Source organism: uncultured Microbulbifer sp., assembly GCF_947498635.1.
Classification (GTDB): domain Bacteria; phylum Pseudomonadota; class Gammaproteobacteria; order Pseudomonadales; family Cellvibrionaceae; genus Microbulbifer; species Microbulbifer echini.
Map to the genome: position 1 here is coordinate 1 of NZ_CANMKV010000058.1, position 18,542 is coordinate 18,542.

Annotated in this window: 17 protein-coding genes and 3 tRNA genes; 3 read left to right on the forward strand and 17 right to left on the reverse strand. The window is 49.8% G+C overall.

Annotation, left to right across the window (positions count from 1 at the left end; all coding sequences use genetic code 11):
- Window positions 1–182: 182 nt before the first annotated feature.
- Both Q1A69_RS18780 and Q1A69_RS18785 read right to left on the reverse strand, forming a co-directional pair.
- The gene (locus Q1A69_RS18780) at window positions 183–467 is read right to left on the reverse strand and encodes a hypothetical protein (protein WP_299589025.1); all 285 of its coding nucleotides are present in this window, start codon (window positions 465–467) and stop codon (window positions 183–185) included.
- 65 nt (window positions 468–532) lie between these two features.
- Complete coding sequence (locus Q1A69_RS18785) at window positions 533–1,177, reverse strand: hypothetical protein (protein WP_299589028.1); 645 nt, start codon at window positions 1,175–1,177, stop codon at window positions 533–535.
- A gap of 186 nt (window positions 1,178–1,363) precedes the next feature.
- Between Q1A69_RS18785 and Q1A69_RS18790 the strand changes: the two genes are divergently transcribed.
- On the forward strand, window positions 1,364–1,621 hold the full coding sequence (locus Q1A69_RS18790) for a transposase (protein ID WP_299589031.1): 258 nt from the start codon (window positions 1,364–1,366) through the stop codon (window positions 1,619–1,621).
- A gap of 586 nt (window positions 1,622–2,207) precedes the next feature.
- Here the strand turns inward: Q1A69_RS18790 and Q1A69_RS18795 are convergent.
- The gene (locus tag Q1A69_RS18795; RefSeq protein ID WP_299589034.1) at window positions 2,208–3,575 is read right to left on the reverse strand and encodes a hypothetical protein; all 1,368 of its coding nucleotides are present in this window, start codon (window positions 3,573–3,575) and stop codon (window positions 2,208–2,210) included.
- A gap of 13 nt (window positions 3,576–3,588) precedes the next feature.
- Window positions 3,589–4,146 carry a hypothetical protein gene (locus Q1A69_RS18800; RefSeq protein WP_299589036.1) on the reverse strand — a complete coding sequence of 186 codons (558 nt, stop codon included), beginning with the start codon at window positions 4,144–4,146 and terminating at the stop codon, window positions 3,589–3,591.
- Between the two features lie 202 nt (window positions 4,147–4,348).
- On the opposite strand from Q1A69_RS18800, the gene Q1A69_RS18805 reads away from it, so the two are divergent.
- Window positions 4,349–5,311 (forward strand): transposase, encoded by a 963-nt coding sequence (locus Q1A69_RS18805; protein ID WP_299589038.1) that lies wholly within the window; start codon window positions 4,349–4,351, stop codon window positions 5,309–5,311.
- 884 nt (window positions 5,312–6,195) lie between these two features.
- On the opposite strand, the gene Q1A69_RS18810 is transcribed toward Q1A69_RS18805, so the two are convergent.
- The 13 genes from Q1A69_RS18810 to uvrB form a co-directional block, all read right to left on the reverse strand.
- Window positions 6,196–6,579 carry a hypothetical protein gene (locus tag Q1A69_RS18810; protein WP_299589041.1) on the reverse strand — a complete coding sequence of 128 codons (384 nt, stop codon included), beginning with the start codon at window positions 6,577–6,579 and terminating at the stop codon, window positions 6,196–6,198.
- A 53-nt stretch (window positions 6,580–6,632) separates the two neighbouring features.
- Window positions 6,633–6,884: a hypothetical protein gene (locus Q1A69_RS18815; protein ID WP_299589044.1), complete on the reverse strand. Its 252-nt coding sequence runs from the start codon at window positions 6,882–6,884 to the stop codon at window positions 6,633–6,635.
- 1,144 nt (window positions 6,885–8,028) lie between these two features.
- Window positions 8,029–8,105 (reverse strand) — tRNA-Pro (locus Q1A69_RS18820).
- Between the two features lie 114 nt (window positions 8,106–8,219).
- Window positions 8,220–8,588, reverse strand: coding sequence for a MerR family transcriptional regulator (locus tag Q1A69_RS18825; RefSeq protein ID WP_299589047.1), 369 nt, complete (start codon window positions 8,586–8,588; stop codon window positions 8,220–8,222).
- The gene (gene ihfA / locus Q1A69_RS18830) at window positions 8,569–8,874 is read right to left on the reverse strand and encodes an integration host factor subunit alpha (RefSeq protein ID WP_299589051.1); all 306 of its coding nucleotides are present in this window, start codon (window positions 8,872–8,874) and stop codon (window positions 8,569–8,571) included. The genes Q1A69_RS18825 and ihfA overlap by 20 nt, the downstream gene beginning before the upstream one ends.
- Before the next feature lie 132 nt (window positions 8,875–9,006).
- Entirely contained in the window at window positions 9,007–11,382 is a 2,376-nt protein-coding gene (pheT, locus tag Q1A69_RS18835) for a phenylalanine--tRNA ligase subunit beta (RefSeq protein WP_299589054.1), read from the reverse strand.
- A gap of 96 nt (window positions 11,383–11,478) precedes the next feature.
- Window positions 11,479–12,492: a phenylalanine--tRNA ligase subunit alpha gene (pheS, locus tag Q1A69_RS18840; protein WP_299589056.1), complete on the reverse strand. Its 1,014-nt coding sequence runs from the start codon at window positions 12,490–12,492 to the stop codon at window positions 11,479–11,481.
- 184 nt (window positions 12,493–12,676) lie between these two features.
- Window positions 12,677–13,036 (reverse strand): 50S ribosomal protein L20, encoded by a 360-nt coding sequence (rplT, locus tag Q1A69_RS18845; RefSeq protein ID WP_020413350.1) that lies wholly within the window; start codon window positions 13,034–13,036, stop codon window positions 12,677–12,679.
- Between the two features lie 36 nt (window positions 13,037–13,072).
- The gene (gene rpmI / locus Q1A69_RS18850; RefSeq protein WP_020413351.1) at window positions 13,073–13,267 is read right to left on the reverse strand and encodes a 50S ribosomal protein L35; all 195 of its coding nucleotides are present in this window, start codon (window positions 13,265–13,267) and stop codon (window positions 13,073–13,075) included.
- 145 nt (window positions 13,268–13,412) lie between these two features.
- Window positions 13,413–13,952 (reverse strand): translation initiation factor IF-3, encoded by a 540-nt coding sequence (infC, locus tag Q1A69_RS18855; RefSeq protein ID WP_299589064.1) that lies wholly within the window; start codon window positions 13,950–13,952, stop codon window positions 13,413–13,415.
- A 27-nt stretch (window positions 13,953–13,979) separates the two neighbouring features.
- Window positions 13,980–15,908, reverse strand: a complete 1,929-nt coding sequence (thrS, locus tag Q1A69_RS18860) for a threonine--tRNA ligase (RefSeq protein WP_299589059.1) — start codon at window positions 15,906–15,908, stop codon at window positions 13,980–13,982.
- An 85-nt stretch (window positions 15,909–15,993) separates the two neighbouring features.
- Window positions 15,994–16,070, reverse strand: a tRNA-Val gene (locus Q1A69_RS18865).
- A gap of 148 nt (window positions 16,071–16,218) precedes the next feature.
- Window positions 16,219–18,225, reverse strand: a complete 2,007-nt coding sequence (gene uvrB / locus Q1A69_RS18870) for an excinuclease ABC subunit UvrB (RefSeq protein WP_299589062.1) — start codon at window positions 18,223–18,225, stop codon at window positions 16,219–16,221.
- A gap of 244 nt (window positions 18,226–18,469) precedes the next feature.
- Between uvrB and Q1A69_RS18875 the strand changes: the two genes are divergently transcribed.
- Window positions 18,470–18,542 (forward strand) — tRNA-Asn (locus Q1A69_RS18875).

The window sequence follows — 18,542 nt, forward strand, 5'->3', positions numbered from 1 at the left end:
GTGGAAGCTTACTAGCCTACAGCCAGCTGGCCTCTCTCGCTATTGCCAAGTGTGTCGGTTGTTATGGGAATCTAGGAATAACCAAAAAAGGATCTTCTCTCACAACTCATTCTAGCCCAGAACAAAAAATCTAAAATGATCACAATAAAGAGCTATCCCTCTTCAAGATTAGAAAAGTACATCTATTTTTCTCTAAATAGGATAAACACATTATCTAACTCATGTGGCTCCCATTCTAAAGTAAAAGACTGATCATTCTTTGAAAATACAGCTTGAACTTTAACCACACCACTCAAATCTTCAAGCTTATTAATATCAGATTTACTTCCTTCAGAATCCAGTGAGAACACCTCAACATAAATTCTATTTTTATAAACAGATTCCCATACCCCCTCTAAGGCTTGCTCTTCTTCCTGAGCCGTAGAGCTCGAAACAACCTTTGATGCCAGGGCTTTGATATCCCCCATACTATCTCCCTTTCCACAGGACGCCAGGCTAAGGACAACCAATATCAAACATAAATTTTTAATCACTATGAAATACCATGATCCGCTAATTTGCTTTTCAACCATTTCATGTGAGTACTATCATGCCTTTTAAGTACCGTCTCACCACTATTCATAACAGATCTATAGTCACCATTGTACTTACTCGATTTATGATACTCATCTTCAAGGCCAAGCATATGACCAAACTCATGAACTGCACCACGCTGCCGTTGACCACCCGACTTCCTTACAAGCTTCAGGTCTTGACTATCCAGCGCAACGGTTCCCTTTACAGGATTAACACTACTGACAGCAAACTTGCTAACCTTTTCCACGGTTATTTCCCAGTGATCGAACATCCAGCCACCTATTTGCGTCTCAAACCTAAAATCTATACCAATGGCTTTTCCAGATTCCAGATATTTAAGCACTCTTCCACCCCACCTGCTTTGTATAGCAAGATTCCATCGACTAACAAAAAGCGATTCTTCTGATGAACTCCACTCCCCCCCTTCACCATCGTCAAAGAAGAACTGGATCTTCATAAAAACTATAAGTATATAATTTCCACTAGCCAACTTAACCAGATATAAATCGAATGCATCATTGACACCACCGTACCCTATACTTCCAGACCGAACATCCGTTTCTGAAGCTATAACGGTCTCTCCTGACCTTAGCACTGACATACATTCTCCTAAATAACTAAATATCAAATTCGCCAAAAAATCCAACGCTCATCATTATTCCTTCCAAACTTGAGATATCAACAAAAAGTAATTCTGTGTAATCATTTCCAGGGCAAATTTAAGAGCTGTATTTATGAAAACCCTCAAAATACTGGCAATTTATCCAGGTCAATGTGTCTTCAGCCGATGCCCCAACCTCGCAGCACCCAGATATCTCTAGATGCAACACCTTACTATCACTGCGTTGCCCGCTGTGTACGGCGTGCATTTCTTCGTGGTAGAGACACTGAATCCGGAAGAAATTACGAACATCGGCGCGATTGGATTGAAAGCCGTATGCATAAGTTGACCGAGGTGTTTGCGTTAGATATTGCCGCCTATGCCGTAATGAGCAACCACTACCATGTGGTACTCCACATTGACAAGAAATCTGCTGATAAGTAGTCTCTACTTGAGGTGATCACTCGCTGGCAAAAGTTATTTAAAGCCTCTAGCTTGGCCCAGCGCTACCTAAACGGCGATAACCTTGACCGCTGTGAGCTAACGACACTAAAAGAAATCACTACAACATGGCGGGAACGCTTAACGGATATCAGCTGGTTTATGCGTTGCCTAAATCCTGCATCCCCAGCAACCTCATAACGGGAAAAGTTCTTTGGCTAGCACGGGATGGCCGCATACTGACCATCCCGGACAAACCTAGCCAGAAAAACTAATCAAAAGTTGCAAGTCCTTAGGCTCACCCTTGGCATAAGCTTTATTTACAAGCTTGGCGCTAAGTTTTATACACAAGTACTGTTGCACATATTAATTGGCCAATAAGCTACACTCCTGAGCAACGGTTTCCTATGATCCCGCATTAAAGTGAACCCAAAATAAAAGTGGCATGTGATATTGAATGTTACCTCATCAAGAAACCTCCATTTTTGGGGAGGATTACTCAATTGTTAACAGGTTCAGATGGTTTCACAGTCCTAAATGATACTGTGGGGTAAAATTCGAACAGTTTGTTGGGGTACGTAAAGCTATTTCACTGTATTGATGTGGATGAGGCTATGAGTGAGCCTGAAAGATGTGTATAAAACACAGGCTTGGCGTCATTGGCAACTTCATGCAAAGAGGTCTCTAATGCTTTTTTCTGCTCGGCATCTAAAGCATCACAATTTTCAAATATCATTTCTATCTGACCGCCGAAATTTTCGCTATAAGTTTGATTCTCCTTCCCGGCCACATACTGTACTGCATGGCAAGTAATGGCATCTTCTAAAATAGCCAGGCTCTGGCGGATAATAGTAACGTAATCATGACTGGCATCAATGGAAAACGACAAGATAAATAGCTGTTCGCCTTCTGGATAGCGTTCCTGCTCATTATAGATAGGATGCTCTATTTCAACCTCAAAATCATCGCCACTTAAGAAAGATGCCTTAGTAAAAGGGACAAAATATGCTTTCTTTAACAAAGGATTCCCAGTAGATGCATTACATTGCAATGCCAAACAATCATTTGATTCGGCAATAATCAGTGGGTAAAAACCGTTTTTGACCACCTTCTTTTTATTCAAAAGATCTAAAGATTTCGCATCGTATAAATATAAATGAGGATCTGATTCAAATCCAACATAAAAACAGTCATCAGACATTAAATGCGCTGAAATTCTTCCCGGCAACTCAACACACTCTACAGCCCCACTCAAATGGCTCCAAATTAAAATTCTTCCGTTCGAAAAAATAAAATAACTATCACCAACCTTATAAACTGAAAAAGTCGTTGAGCCGATATCCTCATATTGAAACTGTATTTTAAATGTGCGCAAATCAACAACCTTTAGGTCGTGCCTCGCTCCAAAATTACTGAAAAATAGATACGATTCAATTTGAATACACCCTGAAGGGATCTCTGAATCATCATATTCGAACGATGCCAATTCATTGGAGGCAATGTCATATTTAACAAAAGCGTTTCTTTTTTGAAGATCAAACACTAAATCTCCTTCGATCTCACAAACAAAGAAGGATCTCCTCTCCTTAAAAAGATAAGACTTACCATCTAATTTCGAGATAATCTCATAAGACCCTCGACCTAAATTCACAACCTTATAGGCTTCAGTTATTGTGGCGTTTAACGAAATCTGAAACTCTTCATCCTCAATCTTAGATAGCTCACCGTTAATATAGGTGTGCCACTTCCCTTCTATTGAAACCAACCAAATATTATTATTTCTCGGGTCAGGCCGCACCGAATAAAAATAGTGGCTAAATCCAATAAGTTTAAATTTATTACTACCCCCAAGCCATTCAATGTAAGAATTTAAACCGCTCACAAGAATACCATCATCATCCCCTACCGGCTCAACCCATAGAGACCCAGGAATAATAAATGTACATACAATAGTCATGGGTGATTCTCGCTTATTCAATGGTTTTAGCGCTAACTATTACTTTTCCTAAAAAATCAGAAAACTCTTCCTCTAAGAAGATTGTTTTTTGCGCAGGATCAATCAACTTAGATTCTAAATAAGTATCTTCTGCCAACTTTGCAATTGATAATAGTCGCTGTTCATCTTTCTTTAAACGACCAACCATAGCATCAACAATTTTATCCGGATCACCGTGCACAAAAACCCACTCATAATCCACTTTTGACAGATCGTCATAAGCCCCCCGTTGCACCAGGTTCAATATATCTTGATAAAACTGCCCAGCCTTACTTTTACCATCCGGTGGCGTTTCGCCTTTAAAGGACATCCATAGATATTTATCAATAGTATCAGGATTCCACTCCTTCATCTCGCGCTTAGTCGATTTGCCAGAGATTTTCAAAATATGATCGGTAATGTGATTGAGCTCAGTGTTTCCCATCACAGTCTTTACACTTTTTTCTGTCGCCTCCAAAACCGTATCAGATTCATCTAACTTCAACATAATTTCCGCAAAGTTAGCCGTGGCACCTTTTGCTGTACCACGCACTTGGGGGGGGGGAGTCCCCTGCTTGCCCCATATTGGCTATCACCTTGTATAGGACAGGTATTTCTGGACACCCACCAAATAGAAAACATAATCCGCCAGCCCTTTTGAAAAAAGGATGAAGCTCCACAGTTTACTGTATATTCATACACATCAACATATGTACAGCCGATAACTCTACCGCGAAGCACCCGGATCTCTCTGGATGCGATACATTATTATCACTGCGTTGCCCGCTGTGTACGGCGTGCGTGCATTACTTTTTGGTAGAAACACTGAATCCGGAAGAAATTACGAACATCGGCGCGAGTGGATTGAAAGCCGTATGCATAAATTGGCCGAGGTGTTCGCATTAGATATTGCCGCCTATGCAGTAATGAGTAATCACTACCATATAGTGCTCTATATCGACAGAGAGGCTGCTAGCAAGTGGTCTCTCACAGAGGTAATTACTCGCTGGCAAAAGCTGTTCAAAGCTTCCAGCTTGGCTCAGCGCTATCTTCAGGGCGATACCCTCGATCACTGTGAGGCAACTAGGCTAAAGGAAGTCGTCTCCCTATGGCAGGAGCGTCTAATGGATATCAGCTGGTTTATGCGCTGCTTAAACGAATCTATCGCTCGCCAGGCCAATGCTGAGGACAACTGTACAGGCCGCTTTTGGGAGGGCCGTTTTAAGTCCCAAGCCTTACTGGATGAAAGAGCCCTTGCTGCCTGCATGGCCTATGTAGACCTCAACCCGATCCGTGCCAATATTGCCAAGACCCCTGAAGACTCCGATTACACTTCGATTCAACAGCGTATTCGTGCCGCAGTCTCAGGCAAGCAGCCCAAAAATCTACTTCCGTTTGTCGGCGGTGAGCGTTTAAGTATGCCGAAAGGGCTACCTTTTCAGTTGGATCACTATTTGGAACTAGTGGATTGGAGTGGCCGACTTTTAAATCCCAGAAAACGAGGCTGTATTGCCGGAAATACGCCTCCCATCCTAGATCGGCTTGGCATCTCTCCCAAGCACTGGCTCTATCTCAACCGAAATTTTGAAAGTCGCTTTAAAGGCTTGGTAGGATCAGTGAAGGTGGTACAGCAAGCCTGTAGCCAGCTCAATAAACGCTGGGTACACGGCATTGGTGACTGCCGGCGCTTCCTCTCAGCTACCCCCCCACTAATCTAGCCCTACTCCAGACACTCGATAGCACAATTGCCGGTTTTATATCCAAAAATTGCGCTGCCTAAAGCCTGAACACAACCCCCCTGTATTCCCCCCTTTACCCCTAAATCAGAGAGGAAAAACCACTAAAGCTGATGCTTGCCACGTAACTGACACTTCTCTCCAATCCTTGGGTGTCCTGGATTCTCCCATAGCACAATTGCCAGTTTTATATCCAAAATTGCGCTGCCTAAAGCCTGCCCCCCCCTGTATTTCCTTCTCTCCAATCCTTGGGTGTCCTGGATTGCTCCTCGGTGGGTTGTTAATTTATGGGTGTCCTGGATTCTATTAATCTGTTCTTTCAATTTATGGGTGTCCTGGATTCTGGAAAACGAGGCTGTATTGCCGGAAATACGCCTCCCATCCTAGATCGGCTTGGTATCTCTCCCAAGCACTGGCTCTATCTCAACCGAAATTTGAAAGGCGCTTTAAAGGCTTGGTGGGATCAGTGAAGGTGGTACAGCAAGCCTGCAGCCAGCTCAATAAACGCTGGATACACGGCATTGGTGACTGCCGGCGCTTCCTCTCAGCTACCCCCCCCACTAATCTAGCCCTACTCCAGACACTCGATAGCACAATTGCCGGTTTTATATCCAAAAATTGCGCTGCCTCAAGCCTGAACACACCCCCCCCTGTATTCCCCCCTTTACCCCTAAATTAGAGAGGAAAAACCACTAAAGCTGATGCTTGCCACGTAACTGACACTTCTCTCCAATCCTTGGGTGTCCTGGATTGTTCCTTCTCTCCAATCCTTGGGTGTCCTGGATTGCTGGCGCTTTCAATTTATGGGTGTCCTGGATTCACTCATTCCTGAATTACCCTTAATCTTTTGGGTGTCCAGGACTCAATCAGGGGTTCGTTAACTCATTTCTACCGTTACGTTGTAAGCCGGCAATAGCGTTCCTAAAGTTTTGCATTAGGAGCATATGGTTGGCATAGCCATTGCATTTGTGTTGCAGATCAGAGAATGTTTTTTTATATTTGGCCTTGGTACATTCAATGATGTTCGTCCCTTCCGCACTGTCACTGGGCTTGTGTCGGATGACCGAGATACGCGTACCGTTCGCATAGAAATGGACGTGGTAAACACAGAGACTGTTGGTGACGGTGAATTTGGTATTATAGCCGCCAAACCCATCATCCTCCTGGATCACAGAATGGAAGTTTAACTGGTTAAGAGCACCATCTGTGATCCTGTGGTTGTTGTCTGTATAGTGATACAAATAGCTCATGTATTCTCCCTTAAATTGACTCGGTACCGAGTGTTCTGCAATAAACAGCGCATTCAAAACAATGCCGCCTTCGCGTGTTCAATCGCACGTTCAATTTCCCCCAAAATGATTTCTGCAATAAAAAGCTTGGGGGCGGTAGTGCTGTGATCATCCACGAATGCCAATGTTTTCTTTTCCAGAACCTTTACAGACGTAAAAATGCCATAACGATTTTTTTCCTTGATTAACCCAAATAAGCGCTCAACAAGATTCAACCAAGATGAGCCGGCTCGAATGTACTGCTTATTACGCCACGCTAGCAGCAAACGATTCGATGTTCTTATGAGACCTTCAGACCTATTCTTTAGTATTGCTAATAACAAGAATAGCATTGTAGTTACGCAATTAGATTTACACTCTTTTTGAATTAGTCAAAGCACTAAAAACACACCACCCTCCAGCACCAACCTCCAATAAAAATATAACCCACAAAAAACCATTTCGCCAATCCACAATTTATTAACTATAAATTCCACAAAAATTAACTTACTGCCAAACAAACATTTTAGGAGAGAACCCTGCACAGTAAGCAGTACAAAAACCCCATACCACGATTTCAACTCAGCATCTAAATATCACCTCGCAAAATACTACAAATTAAACAAAGCCTCTTAATTTCACACGGCAACAAGAAAAAAATCCCCAAATACAGCAACACTGCACCGACATCTTTTATAGTTAATCGTTACACAAGAAACCATACCACACCGATTAAAGGGAAATTTCAGTAAAACGAATTTAACAAGCAGAGGAGAGGAAAGGAGAGGAACCTCGGCTCTATTGATCTCAATTTGCTATCCCTCGGCAATAAGTGCTTAGCCTCAACAACTGCGATGCACTGAAGACAACAAACTATTTATGCGCAGATATGTTGGCTTTTTGTTTTACGGCCTCCGTGGAGAGGCGCAATGTAAATAATATCGACGGTGCCCATACCGATATCATTTTTTGGAGTGCTTCAATAGTGAAAGGCATATCACCTTGCGCCAGAAGAAATTAGATATCGTGACACTGAAAAACCCTGCGGAGGAGGATAACAACCCAGGCAAAGCGGGGAGTCAGGTCGAGCGACTAGGCGACTAGGAGAGAGCGATGCCGCTCGCTGTGAATAGCAATAACCTGAGCACCATGTCCAAAGACATAACACCGTAATCTAGCCCATACACCCCTATCCCGATTGGCACTAGGAGACTTACCTGGCGCACTCAAAAATCTGCGCTTCGATACTGTGCCCCCTGGCGGCGTCCGAGCTACTAGACCCTTAAAGACTCCCAGCAATACAACAACTAGGGAGCCCCCGAATAGGTATGGGCTAGGTAAGCAGCCCCACCGCTTAATTGACTTTATTTTGGACACAAAAAAACCCGCTAAAAAGCGGGTTTCTTCGCCGTTGCCATGCAACGATATATATGGTCGGAGCGGCCGGATTTGAACCGACGACCACCACACCCCCAGTGTGGTGCGCTACCAGGCTGCGCTACGCTCCGATTTTGAAAAATCGCTCACTTCGCTAAGTGATTGATTTTTAAAGACATCGTACGTCGATGTGGCGTGAATCATACCGGACTAGCGCTGGATTGCAAGTCCGGATAAACACTTTTTTAGAAATTCCGTCCCTCTTCCAGCAAAGCCACTACATCCTTTAGCTCTGCGATCACCTCCGGTAGTACCTGCTGCAGCTGTACCACCTCCGCCCGTTCGCTGCCAATTGCGATCTGCTGGCGCGCGCCTCCGATGGTATAGCCCTCCTCATAGAGTAGCGCACGAATCTGGCGGACCATAATGACATCTTGATGTTGGTAGTAACGGCGGTTGCCGCGGCGCTTGACGGGTTTCAGCTGCGGAAATTCCTGCTCCCAATAGCGCAGGACGTGGGGTTTAACGGCGCATAATTCACCAACTTCACCAATCGTGAAGTAGCGCTTACCCGGAATTGCCGGCAGCTGAGCATTATTGCTCGGTTCCAGCATATTCCTCTACTCGCGTCTTGAGTTTTTGCCCAGGCTTGAAGGTAACGACACGGCGGGCTGAGATGGGGATTTCTTCACCGGTTTTAGGGTTGCGGCCGGGACGCTGGCTCTTGTCACGCAAGTCAAAATTGCCAAAGCCCGAGAGCTTGACCTGCTCGTTGTTTTCCAGCGCATTGCGGATTTCCTCGAAGAAATACTCGACGATCTCTTTTGCTTCGCGCTTGTTAAAGCCCAGCTCCTCGTACAACTTCTCGGCGAGCCCGGCCTTTGTCAGTGCCTCTGTCATTGGATCCTACCAATTGATTCAGAGGCGTCGACTCCAGATCGGAAGCGGCCCTAACCGCGGCGGCTTTCAACCCGGTAGCAGACGCTCTCGGGATGCAATTCAGCCTGCACCCGAGAGCATCATGCTCTGCTACTAGCGCAGACTAGCGTTATATTTTTCTTCTAGTTTTCCGACCACCGCATCTACAGCGGCATTGATTTCTTCGTCATTAAGGGTGCGCGACGAATGCTGAAAGGTCAACCCCAAAGCAACACTTTTTCTATTTAAATCAATACCTTTGCCCTGGTAGACATCAAAAATTTTGACACCCGTCAGGGTTTCACCGGCGGTCTCGGTAGCGGTTTCCACCAAACTGGCGGCGGGAACATCCGCATCGATTAGCAGGGCCAGGTCGCGGCGCACTTCCGGAAACTTGGACAGCGGGCGGAATGCGGGGGCTTTACCCTCACCGATCGCCTCCAGGCTGAGCTCGAAAACGAAGGCTGGCTTGGATAGATCCAGCTTCTTTTGCAGCTGCGGGTGCAGTGCACCGATAACCCCAACTTCGCGGTCGCCGCGCATAATCTTGGCCGTTTGCCCCGGGTGCAGCGCGGGGTGTTGAGCGGCAATAAAGCGGAATTCGCTGGCAACTCCCGTGCGGGTCAGCAGGGCTTCCACATCGGCTTTCACATCGTAGAAATCTACAGAGTCCTTGCTGCCGGTCCAGTTCTCTAAGAAGCGGTTGCCGTAAGCCAGGCCGGCGATCATCGGCTCCTGGTGCAGCTCCACGCCAGGTACGAAGCGCAATCCGGTTTCGAACAGGCGTACGCGATTTTGCTGGCGATTGAGGTTGTACTGCAACGCTTTGCACAGGCCAGGCAGCAGGGTTGTACGCATCACCGCCAGTTCGGCACTGATCGGATTTTGCAGGGCTACCGGATCAGCTTCCGGGTCAAACAGCGCGGCGCTGTCGCTATCGATAAAGCTGAACGTAATCGCTTCGTAGTAGCCGCGGCTCAGTAGGGTCTGCTCCAAGTCGTCTTGGGCAATGGTGCTCTCGGGGCGCGGTGCAATTTCCAGTTCGGCGGTAAAACTTTCGCTGGGAATACGGTTGTAGCCGTAAACACGGGCCAGTTCTTCCAGCAGGTCGGCTTCGATGGCAATATCGAAACGGAAGCTGGGGGCGAGGAAGGTCCAGCCTTCGTCGTTCTGGTCGATTTTTTCCAGGCCCAGGCGGGTGAGAATATCGACAAGCTCGTCATCAGCTAGCTGGATACCCAGGCCCTGCTCTACCCGTGCGCGACGCAAAGTGATGTGGCGCTCGGCGGGCATGGTTTCCGTCAGCTCGCGCACATGTACTGGACCCACCTCACCGCCGACAATATCCAACAGCAATTGGGTGGCGCGCTCTACCGCTTTCTCTTGCAGGTGGTAGTCCACGCCGCGCTCGAAGCGGTGAGAAGAGTCGGTGTGCAGACCGTAAGAGCGGGCCTTGCCAGCGATGGCCAGCGGGCTAAAGAAGGCGCTCTCGAGGAAAATGTGCTGGGTGCCCTTAGTTACCGAGGAGTCTAAGCCGCCCATAATGCCAGCCATCGCCAGGGGCTTTTCTTCGTCGGCGATAACCAGGGTGCCTTCTTGCAGCTTCACTTCCTGGCCATCCAGCAGGGTCAGCTCTTCGCCATGCTCTGCCATACGCACTTTGATACCGCCGGAGAGCTTCTCCAGGTCAAAGGCGTGCATGGGTTGGCCAAGCTCCAGCAGCACGTAGTTGGTGACGTCCACTACCGGGTCGATGCTGCGCAGGCCGCTGCGACGCAGGCGCTCTTGCATCCACAGGGGTGTTTGGGCCTTGATATCAATGTTGCGAATTACCCGGCCGACGTAACGCGGACAGGCAGATTCCGCCAGCAGGGAGACCGGCAAACTCTCATTGATTTGCTGGGGTACCGGGGCAATTTCCGGGCCCTGTACAGCGCAGCGGTTCAGCACGCCTACTTCGCGGGCAATACCGGCAACTCCGAGGCAGTCGGAACGGTTCGGCGTGAGGTCCACTTCGAGGGTCTCATCGTCCAACTGCAAATAGGCGCGCAGGTCGGTACCGGTGGGGGCATCTTCCGGCAGCTCCCAGATTCCGTCGTTGTCTTCGCCCAGCTCCAGTTCGGTTTGCGCGCAGAGCATGCCAAAGCTCTCTACACCGCGCAGCTTGGCTTTCTTGATTTTAAAATCGCCCGGCAGCTTGGCGCCAACCAAAGCAAAAGGAATTTTGATTCCGGTGCGCGCATTGGGAGCGCCGCACACAACCTGCATTTCACCTTCAGGGTGACCGGCCACTTTACACACGCGCAGCTTGTCCGCATCCGGGTGCTGTTCACAGCCGACTATCTCACCGACAACCACTCCGGAAAAATCGCCCGCTACTTTTTCAACGCCATCCACTTCCAGGCCGGCCATGGTGATTTGATCGGCCAGTTCCTGAGTGGTGAGTTCCGGGTTTACCCATTCCCGCAGCCAGGAGTTGCTGAATTTCATAGTTGATCTCTTTCTGTATTCCGTCAGCGCAGCTCTGTGCGCATTTCGCCTGGGGCGCTAACTTCGCCGCGCAGGCCTCCACAATTCGACTTTGGCTTAGAACTGTTTCAAGAAGCGCAGATCGTTATCGAAGAACAAGCGCAGGTCGTTCACGCCATAGCGCAGCATGGCGAGGCGTTCGATACCAATACCAAAGGCAAAGCCGGAGTATTTTTCGCTGTCGATATCACAGGCGGCAAACACATTCGGGTGCACCATGCCGCAGCCAAGAATTTCCAGCCAACCGGTACCGGAACACACGCGGCAGCCTTCGCCACCACAGGCGGTACATTGGATATCCGCCTCGGCAGAGGGCTCGGTAAACGGAAAATAGGACGGGCGGAAACGCACCGGCACTTCCGCTTCGAAGAAAGCGCGCAGGAATTGGTCGATCGTGCCTTTCAGGTGGGCGAAGCTGATATTCTCACCGATCACCAGGCCTTCCACCTGATGGAACATAGGCGAGTGAGTCACATCGGAATCACAGCGGTATACACGGCCCGGGCAAATAATACGCAGCGGCGGAGACTCTTTCTCCATAGTGCGAATCTGCACAGAAGAGGTGTGGGTTCTCAGTACGGTGGTGGGATCCACATAGAAAGTGTCGTGCATCGCGCGCGCAGGGTGGTGCGCAGGAATATTCAGCGCTTCGAAGTTGTAGTAGTCCTGTTCGACTTCCGGGCCCTTCTCAACCGAAAAGCCGATACCCGCGAAGAAATCTTCTACGCGCTTGAGCGTGCGGGTAATGGGATGGGCGTTACCCTGCTCTTCACCGCGCCCCGGCAGGGTGACGTCAATGGTTTCTTCGGCCAATTTCGCGTTGATGGCCGCCTGCTCCAGCATAGTACGGCGCGCGTTAATTTTTTCCTGCACTTGCTGCTTGGCTTCATTGATTTTGGCACCCGCCGCCGGGCGCTCCTCAGCAGACAGCTTGCCCAGGCTTTTCAGCAGCGCTGTGAGCTGGCCCTTTTTGCCCAGGTAATCAACGCGCACCAGATCCAGTGCGGCGAGGCCATCGGCCTTCTCCACCAGCTCCATTGCCTGCTCGGTGAGGGACTGCAAATCTTGCATCGAACTGTTCCCGTTTGAATCCAACTTTTTCTGCTTTTGTTTGGCCGGTGCTCTTTGCACCGCGGGGGCTCCCCTCTGGCACCGCCATCGGTAAAAAATAGCGGGGACCCCATAAAAAAATAGGGAAGGGCCGCTACAGCCCTTCCCTATTTTTAGTATTCAGTTTTACAACTGAAGTGGCAACTTACGCTGCCAGGGCTGCCTTAGCTTTTTCAACTACGGCAGCAAAAGCGGCTTTATCGTAAACAGCCAGATCAGCCAATACACGGCGATCCAGTGCGATATCCGCTTTCTTCAGACCTGCGATCAGGCGGCTGTAACTCAGGCCTTCCGCACGGGACTGGGCGTTAATACGAGTAATCCACAGAGCGCGGAAGTTACGCTTTTTAACGCGACGGTCACGATATGCGTATTGACCAGCTTTAATAACTGCCTGCTTGGCTACACGGAATACGCGGGAACGCGCACCGTAGTAACCTTTAGCCTGCTTCAAAATCTTCTTGTGACGACGACGCGCCTCTACACCACGTTTAACACGGGCCATAACTCTATCCTCTTAAACCTTTGCGATTTGGGCCAATTACTTGGCGCGCAACATACGATCGACCAGACCGGCGTCAGACTTGTTCATAGTCTGGGTGCCGCGCAGCTGACGCTTACGCTTGGTGGTCATCTTGGTGAGGATGTGGCTCTTGTTAGCGTGCTTGTGCTTGTAGCCCGCAGCCGTCTTCTTGAAGCGCTTGGCAGCGCCACTGTGAGTCTTTGCTTTCGGCATTTTGTACTCCAAAGTGAATATTAGCCTGCAGAACAGGCACCTTTAGTAACTGCCGACAACCGGGGGTATCGGCACTGTGAGAGTGAGGAGGCAGCCGTCGCCCAATCACTTCTCAAAGGAGTTTTCGGGAATCACTTCCCGAAACTCACCTTTTCTTTTTGCTGGGAGCAAGCACCATAAGCATCTGGCGACCTTCCATCTTTGGTCTTTGCTCTACAACAGCCAGCTCTTCCAGGTCTTTCTCGATGCGCTGCATCATTTCCATACCCAGCTCCTGGTGAGCCATTTCACGACCGCGGAAACGCAGAGATACTTTGGCCTTGTCACCCGCCTCGAGGAAGCGGGTAAGGTTGCGCAGTTTGATCTCGTAGTCACCGATATCGGTGCCCGGGCGGAATTTCATTTCCTTGATCTGTTGCTGCTTCTGTTTCTTCTTGGCGGCATTCTTGGCTTTCTTCGCCTCGAATACGTGCTTGCCGTAGTCCATGATCTTACAGACTATCGGCGTGGAGTCCGGGGCAATTTCAACGAGATCCAAGCTGGCCTGTTGCGCAGCCTCCAGCGCCTCACTCAGGGAGACAATGCCTACCTGTTCGCCATCGGCGCCTATCAGGCGGATTTCCGACGCTTCAATCTGATCGTTTATGCGGGCCTTTTTGGACCGTCCCTTAGTGTCTCGTTTAATAGCTATGGTCTCCCAGTTGCCAAGTTGTTATGCATTTTCTTCGGACAAACGGCCGCGGCGACTTACGTCCTGTTCGAGAAGCTGTAGGAAAGACTCGTAAGTCATTGCCCCCAGATCCTCGCCGCTACGGGTGCGCACGGCAACCGTCTGGCTCTCTACTTCCTTATCGCCGATTACCAGCAGATAAGGGACACGCTGAAGTGTGTGCTCGCGGATTTTAAAGCCGATCTTCTCGTTTCTCAAGTCAGCACTGGCGCGGTACTCAAGAGCGCCAAGGCGAGCCTCCAAGTCACGACAATAATCGGCCTGACGATCGGTGATATTCATGATCGCCACCTGCTGCGGCGCCAGCCAGGTAGGGAAAGCACCTTCATAATGCTCAATCAGGATGCCGATAAAGCGCTCGAAGGATCCCAGGGCTGCGCGGTGCAACATGACCGGAGACTGGCGCGAGCCATCTTCGGCAACATACTGGGCCTCCAGGCGACCCGGCATGGAGAAGTCCACCTGGATGGTACCACACTGCCATACACGACCGAGGCAGTCTTTCAGAGAGAATTCGATTTTGGGTCCATAGAAGGCACCCTCACCCGGCAATTCTTCCCAGGGCAGACCTGCGGCATCCAGTGCATCGGCCAGTGCTTTCTCGGCTTTATCCCAGCTCTCATCGGAACCCACACGCTTCTCGGGGCGAGTGGAGAGGCGGTAAATAACATCATCAAAGCCGAAGTCCTTGTACACAGAGTGCAACAGATCCATAAAGTCGGAGACTTCCGATTGGATCTGGTCTTCGCTACAGAAGATATGACCGTCATCCTGCACAAACCCACGCACCCGCATTAGGCCGTGCAGAGAGCCGGAGGGTTCACTGCGGTGACAGGAGCCAAATTCGGCCAGACGCAGGGGCAGATCGCGATAGCTGCGCAGGCCCTGATTGAATACCTGGACATGGCAGGGGCAGTTCATCGGCTTGATAGCAAACTGGCGCTCTTCACTGGTGAGCGTAAACATATCTTCGCCGAACTTGTCCGCATGGCCGGACTTACGCCACAGACTGAAATCCACCAGCTGCGGGGTTCTAATTTCTTTATAACCGTACTCGCGCTGGCGACGGCGCATATACTGCTCAACCGTGCTATACACAGTCCAGCCATTGGGGTGCCAGAACACCATGCCGGGTGCCTCTTCCTGAATATGAAAGAGGTCAAACTTCTTAGCCAGCTTGCGGTGGTCGCGCTTCTCCGCCTCTTCAATACGGCGCAGGTAAGCCTTTAATTCTTTCTTGTTGGCCCAGGCAGTACCATAAACACGAGTCAACATTTCGTTGTCTGAATTGCCACGCCAGTAGGCGCCAGCCACTTTGGTCAGCTTGAAAGCTTTTAATCTGCCAGTGGACGGCGCATGGGGACCTCGACACAGATCCTCGAAATCACCCTGGCGATATAAAGAGATATCTTCATCGCTGGGGATACTGTCGATAATCTCAGCCTTGTACTCCTCGCCCATTTCGCGGAAGTACGTCACGGCCTCTTTGCGTGGCATAAGCCGGCGACTGACTGGAATATCTTCTTTCACCAGCACTTCCATCCGCTCTTCGATCTTCTCGAGATCTTCGGGCGTAAACTGGCGCTCATAGGCGAAGTCGTAGTAGAAGCCATCTTCAATCACCGGGCCGATGGTAACCTGAGCGGTCGGGTACAGCTGCTTAACTGCCTGCGCCAACAGGTGTGCGGTGGAGTGGCGGATAACTTCCAAGCCTTCCGGCTGGCGGTCTGTGATGATTGCCAGGTCTACATCGCAATCGATGATATAGCTGGTGTCGACCTCTTTGCCATCCACAACACCTGCGAGGGCGGCTTTGGCCAGGCCTGGGCCGATATCGGCGGCAACATCATGCACGGAAACCGGGGCGGAAAATTCTCGACGAGAACCGTCGGGGAGAGTAACAACGGGCATTGCTTGTCCTTTCTCTCAGTGGCGATCCCTACCAAAGACCGCATGAAAAACTTGATCTGGATGGGCCAGCCATCCTATCTAAAGATGGTAGACCCGAGCGGATTTGAACCGCTGACCTCTGCCATGTCAAGGCAGCGCTCTAACCAACTGAGCTACGGGTCTAAAACTCTACAGCGGGGGAACCCAGTGCTGCGAAGAGCGCGAACTTTAGCACCGCTTTTCAGTGTTTTCAACAACTTACTGAGCTTTTGCTGGTTTTTTTAACGACCTACATGCCTGGCAATCGACACTGGCCGGATTGCGCCCTCGACTACTCTGCCTCTTTCAGGTGAGAAATTTCATCACGCAACTTGGCCGCAGATTCAAACTCAAGATTTTTGGCGTGCTCATACATCTGCTCTTCCAGTTCGGCAATTCTCGTCCAGCGCTGCTTGTCGGACAGCGGCTTTGCATCAACCTTGTAAGCGCCCTTCCCTTCCGCCACTTTTCGGCGACTTTTTGGTACACCTGGCGCCACAGCGCCCTCGAGAATATCGGCAACACTCTTGCGGATGCCTTTGGGTGTAATGCCATGCTCTTTATTGAAGGCGAGCTGTTTCTCACGGCGGCGGCGTGTTTCTTCGAGCGCCCGCTCCATGGAGCCTGTCACCTTATCCGCATAGAGGATAGCCCGCCCCTCCAGATTGCGCGCCGCACGACCGATGGTCTGTATCAGCGAGCGATCAGAGCGCAGGAACCCCTCTTTATCCGCATCAAAGATCGCCACCAGGGCTACTTCCGGCATATCCAGGCCTTCGCGCAGCAAGTTAATACCCACCAACACATCAAACTCACCGATACGTAGATCCCGGATAATCTCCACACGCTCCACTGTATCGATATCGGAGTGTAAATAGCGTACGCGCACCCCATTTTCAGCCAGGTATTCCGTTAAGTCCTCAGCCATACGCTTGGTCAAGACCGTGATTAGCATTCGCTGATCCGCATCGACACAGCGCTGAATTTCCGACAAAGCATCGTCCACCTGGGTCTGGGCTGGGCGAATTTCTACCTCAGGGTCCACCAGCCCGGTCGGGCGCACCACCTGCTCTGCCACTTGGCCAGCGTGCTCACCCTCATAGGGGCCCGGTGTCGCCGATACAAATACCGTTTGCGGAGCCAGGTGCTCCCACTCCTCGAACTTAAGTGGCCGATTATCCAAAGCCGAAGGCAGGCGGAAGCCGTACTCAACCAGAGTTTCCTTGCGCGACCGATCCCCGCGATACATCCCTCCAATCTGGGGCACGGTGACATGACTTTCATCAATAAAGAGCAAGGCATCGCTGGGCAGGTAGTCAAATAATGTGGGCGGTGGCTGGCCCGAGTCGCGCCCGGACAGGTAGCGTGAATAATTCTCCACGCCATTGCAGTAACCCAGTTCCTGCATCATTTCCAGATCATAGCGGGTGCGTTGCTCCAGGCGCTGCGCCTCCAGTAATTTATTATTGCCTCGCAATTGCTCTAGGCGCACACGCAACTCTTCCTTGATGTGATCAATAGCACTGACGATGGTTTCCCGCGGAGTTACATAGTGCGACTTGGGAAATATAGTAACTCTGGGGACTTTCTTGAGCTGTTCGCCGGTTAAGGGGTCAAACAGAGTGATCTCTTCAATTTCTTCATCGAACAAAGAGAGCCGCACCGCCTCCATGTCTGAGTCGGCCGGGTAGATATCGATAATGTCACCGCGCACTCGATAGGTGGCGCGACGAAAATCCGCATCGTTGCGCGTATATTGCAACTCAGCCAGGCGCCGCAGAATTGTGCGCTGATCCACCAGATCTCCGCGATCTAAATGCAATACCATCTTTAAGTATTTATCGGGATCACCCAACCCATAGATAGCCGATACTGTGGCGACCACTACCACATCGCGTCGCTCAATCAGTGCCTTGGTGGCCGAAAGACGCATTTGCTCGATATGCTCATTAATCGATGCATCTTTCTCGATAAAAGTATCCGAGGAGGGCACATACGCTTCGGGCTGATAGTAATCGTAGTAAGAGACGAAATACTCTACGGCATTCTTGGGGAAGAAGTCTCTGAATTCGCCGTAGAGTTGAGCCGCCAATGTCTTGTTGTGCGCCATCACAATAGCTGGACGCTGCAGGCGCTCAATAATATTGGCCATTGTAAAAGTCTTACCTGACCCGGTTACCCCAAGCAGCGTCTGGTGGCTGAGGCCATCATCAATCCCTTCTGCCAGCAGTTCAATCGCCGCCGGCTGATCCCCAGCCGGGCTGTAGTTACTCTCTACCTTGAACGGACGCGACTCCATAACACTCACCCAAGCATCAATAAACCGAAAACAGACTGCGATTGTAGGCCCTCCTCAAAGTCCCCACAAACCCGAAAGACTTATCACACCCCTCTTCGCACCTTGTTACTCAATATCTTTTTACGTACAAAACAAACAAATAATTTCCTGACAAATCAATTAGTTAAATCGAAAAAAAGAGTTGACCTGCCTAAAACTGCTCTATAATATACGCGCCATCTGAACGGCACAGCCGCTAAGAAATTCCGCCTTAGCTCAGTTGGTAGAGCAAATGACTGTTAATCATTGGGTCGCTGGTTCGAGCCCAGCAGGCGGAG

Excerpts from the sequence above, each read along its gene's own strand:
- thrS (WP_299589059.1), bottom strand. The coding sequence starts at position 15,908 with ATGCCCGTTGTTACTCTCCCCGACGGTTCTCGTCGAGAATTTTCCGCC.
- Q1A69_RS18805 (WP_299589038.1), top strand. The coding sequence starts at position 4,349 with ATGCGATACATTATTATCACTGCGTTGCCCGCTGTGTACGGCGTGCGT.
- pheS (WP_299589056.1), bottom strand. The coding sequence starts at position 12,492 with ATGCAAGATTTGCAGTCCCTCACCGAGCAGGCAATGGAGCTGGTGGAG.
- Q1A69_RS18780 (WP_299589025.1), bottom strand. The coding sequence starts at position 467 with ATGGGGGATATCAAAGCCCTGGCATCAAAGGTTGTTTCGAGCTCTACG.
- rpmI (WP_020413351.1), bottom strand. The coding sequence starts at position 13,267 with ATGCCGAAAGCAAAGACTCACAGTGGCGCTGCCAAGCGCTTCAAGAAG.
- Q1A69_RS18795 (WP_299589034.1), bottom strand. The coding sequence starts at position 3,575 with ATGACTATTGTATGTACATTTATTATTCCTGGGTCTCTATGGGTTGAG.
- Q1A69_RS18825 (WP_299589047.1), bottom strand. The coding sequence starts at position 8,588 with ATGCTGGAACCGAGCAATAATGCTCAGCTGCCGGCAATTCCGGGTAAG.
- pheT (WP_299589054.1), bottom strand. The coding sequence starts at position 11,382 with ATGAAATTCAGCAACTCCTGGCTGCGGGAATGGGTAAACCCGGAACTC.
- Q1A69_RS18785 (WP_299589028.1), bottom strand. The coding sequence starts at position 1,177 with ATGTCAGTGCTAAGGTCAGGAGAGACCGTTATAGCTTCAGAAACGGAT.
- rplT (WP_020413350.1), bottom strand. The coding sequence starts at position 13,036 with ATGGCCCGTGTTAAACGTGGTGTAGAGGCGCGTCGTCGTCACAAGAAG.
- Q1A69_RS18790 (WP_299589031.1), top strand. The coding sequence starts at position 1,364 with ATGCCCCAACCTCGCAGCACCCAGATATCTCTAGATGCAACACCTTAC.
- Q1A69_RS18810 (WP_299589041.1), bottom strand. The coding sequence starts at position 6,579 with ATGAGCTATTTGTATCACTATACAGACAACAACCACAGGATCACAGAT.
- ihfA (WP_299589051.1), bottom strand. The coding sequence starts at position 8,874 with ATGACAGAGGCACTGACAAAGGCCGGGCTCGCCGAGAAGTTGTACGAG.
- uvrB (WP_299589062.1), bottom strand. The coding sequence starts at position 18,225 with ATGGAGTCGCGTCCGTTCAAGGTAGAGAGTAACTACAGCCCGGCTGGG.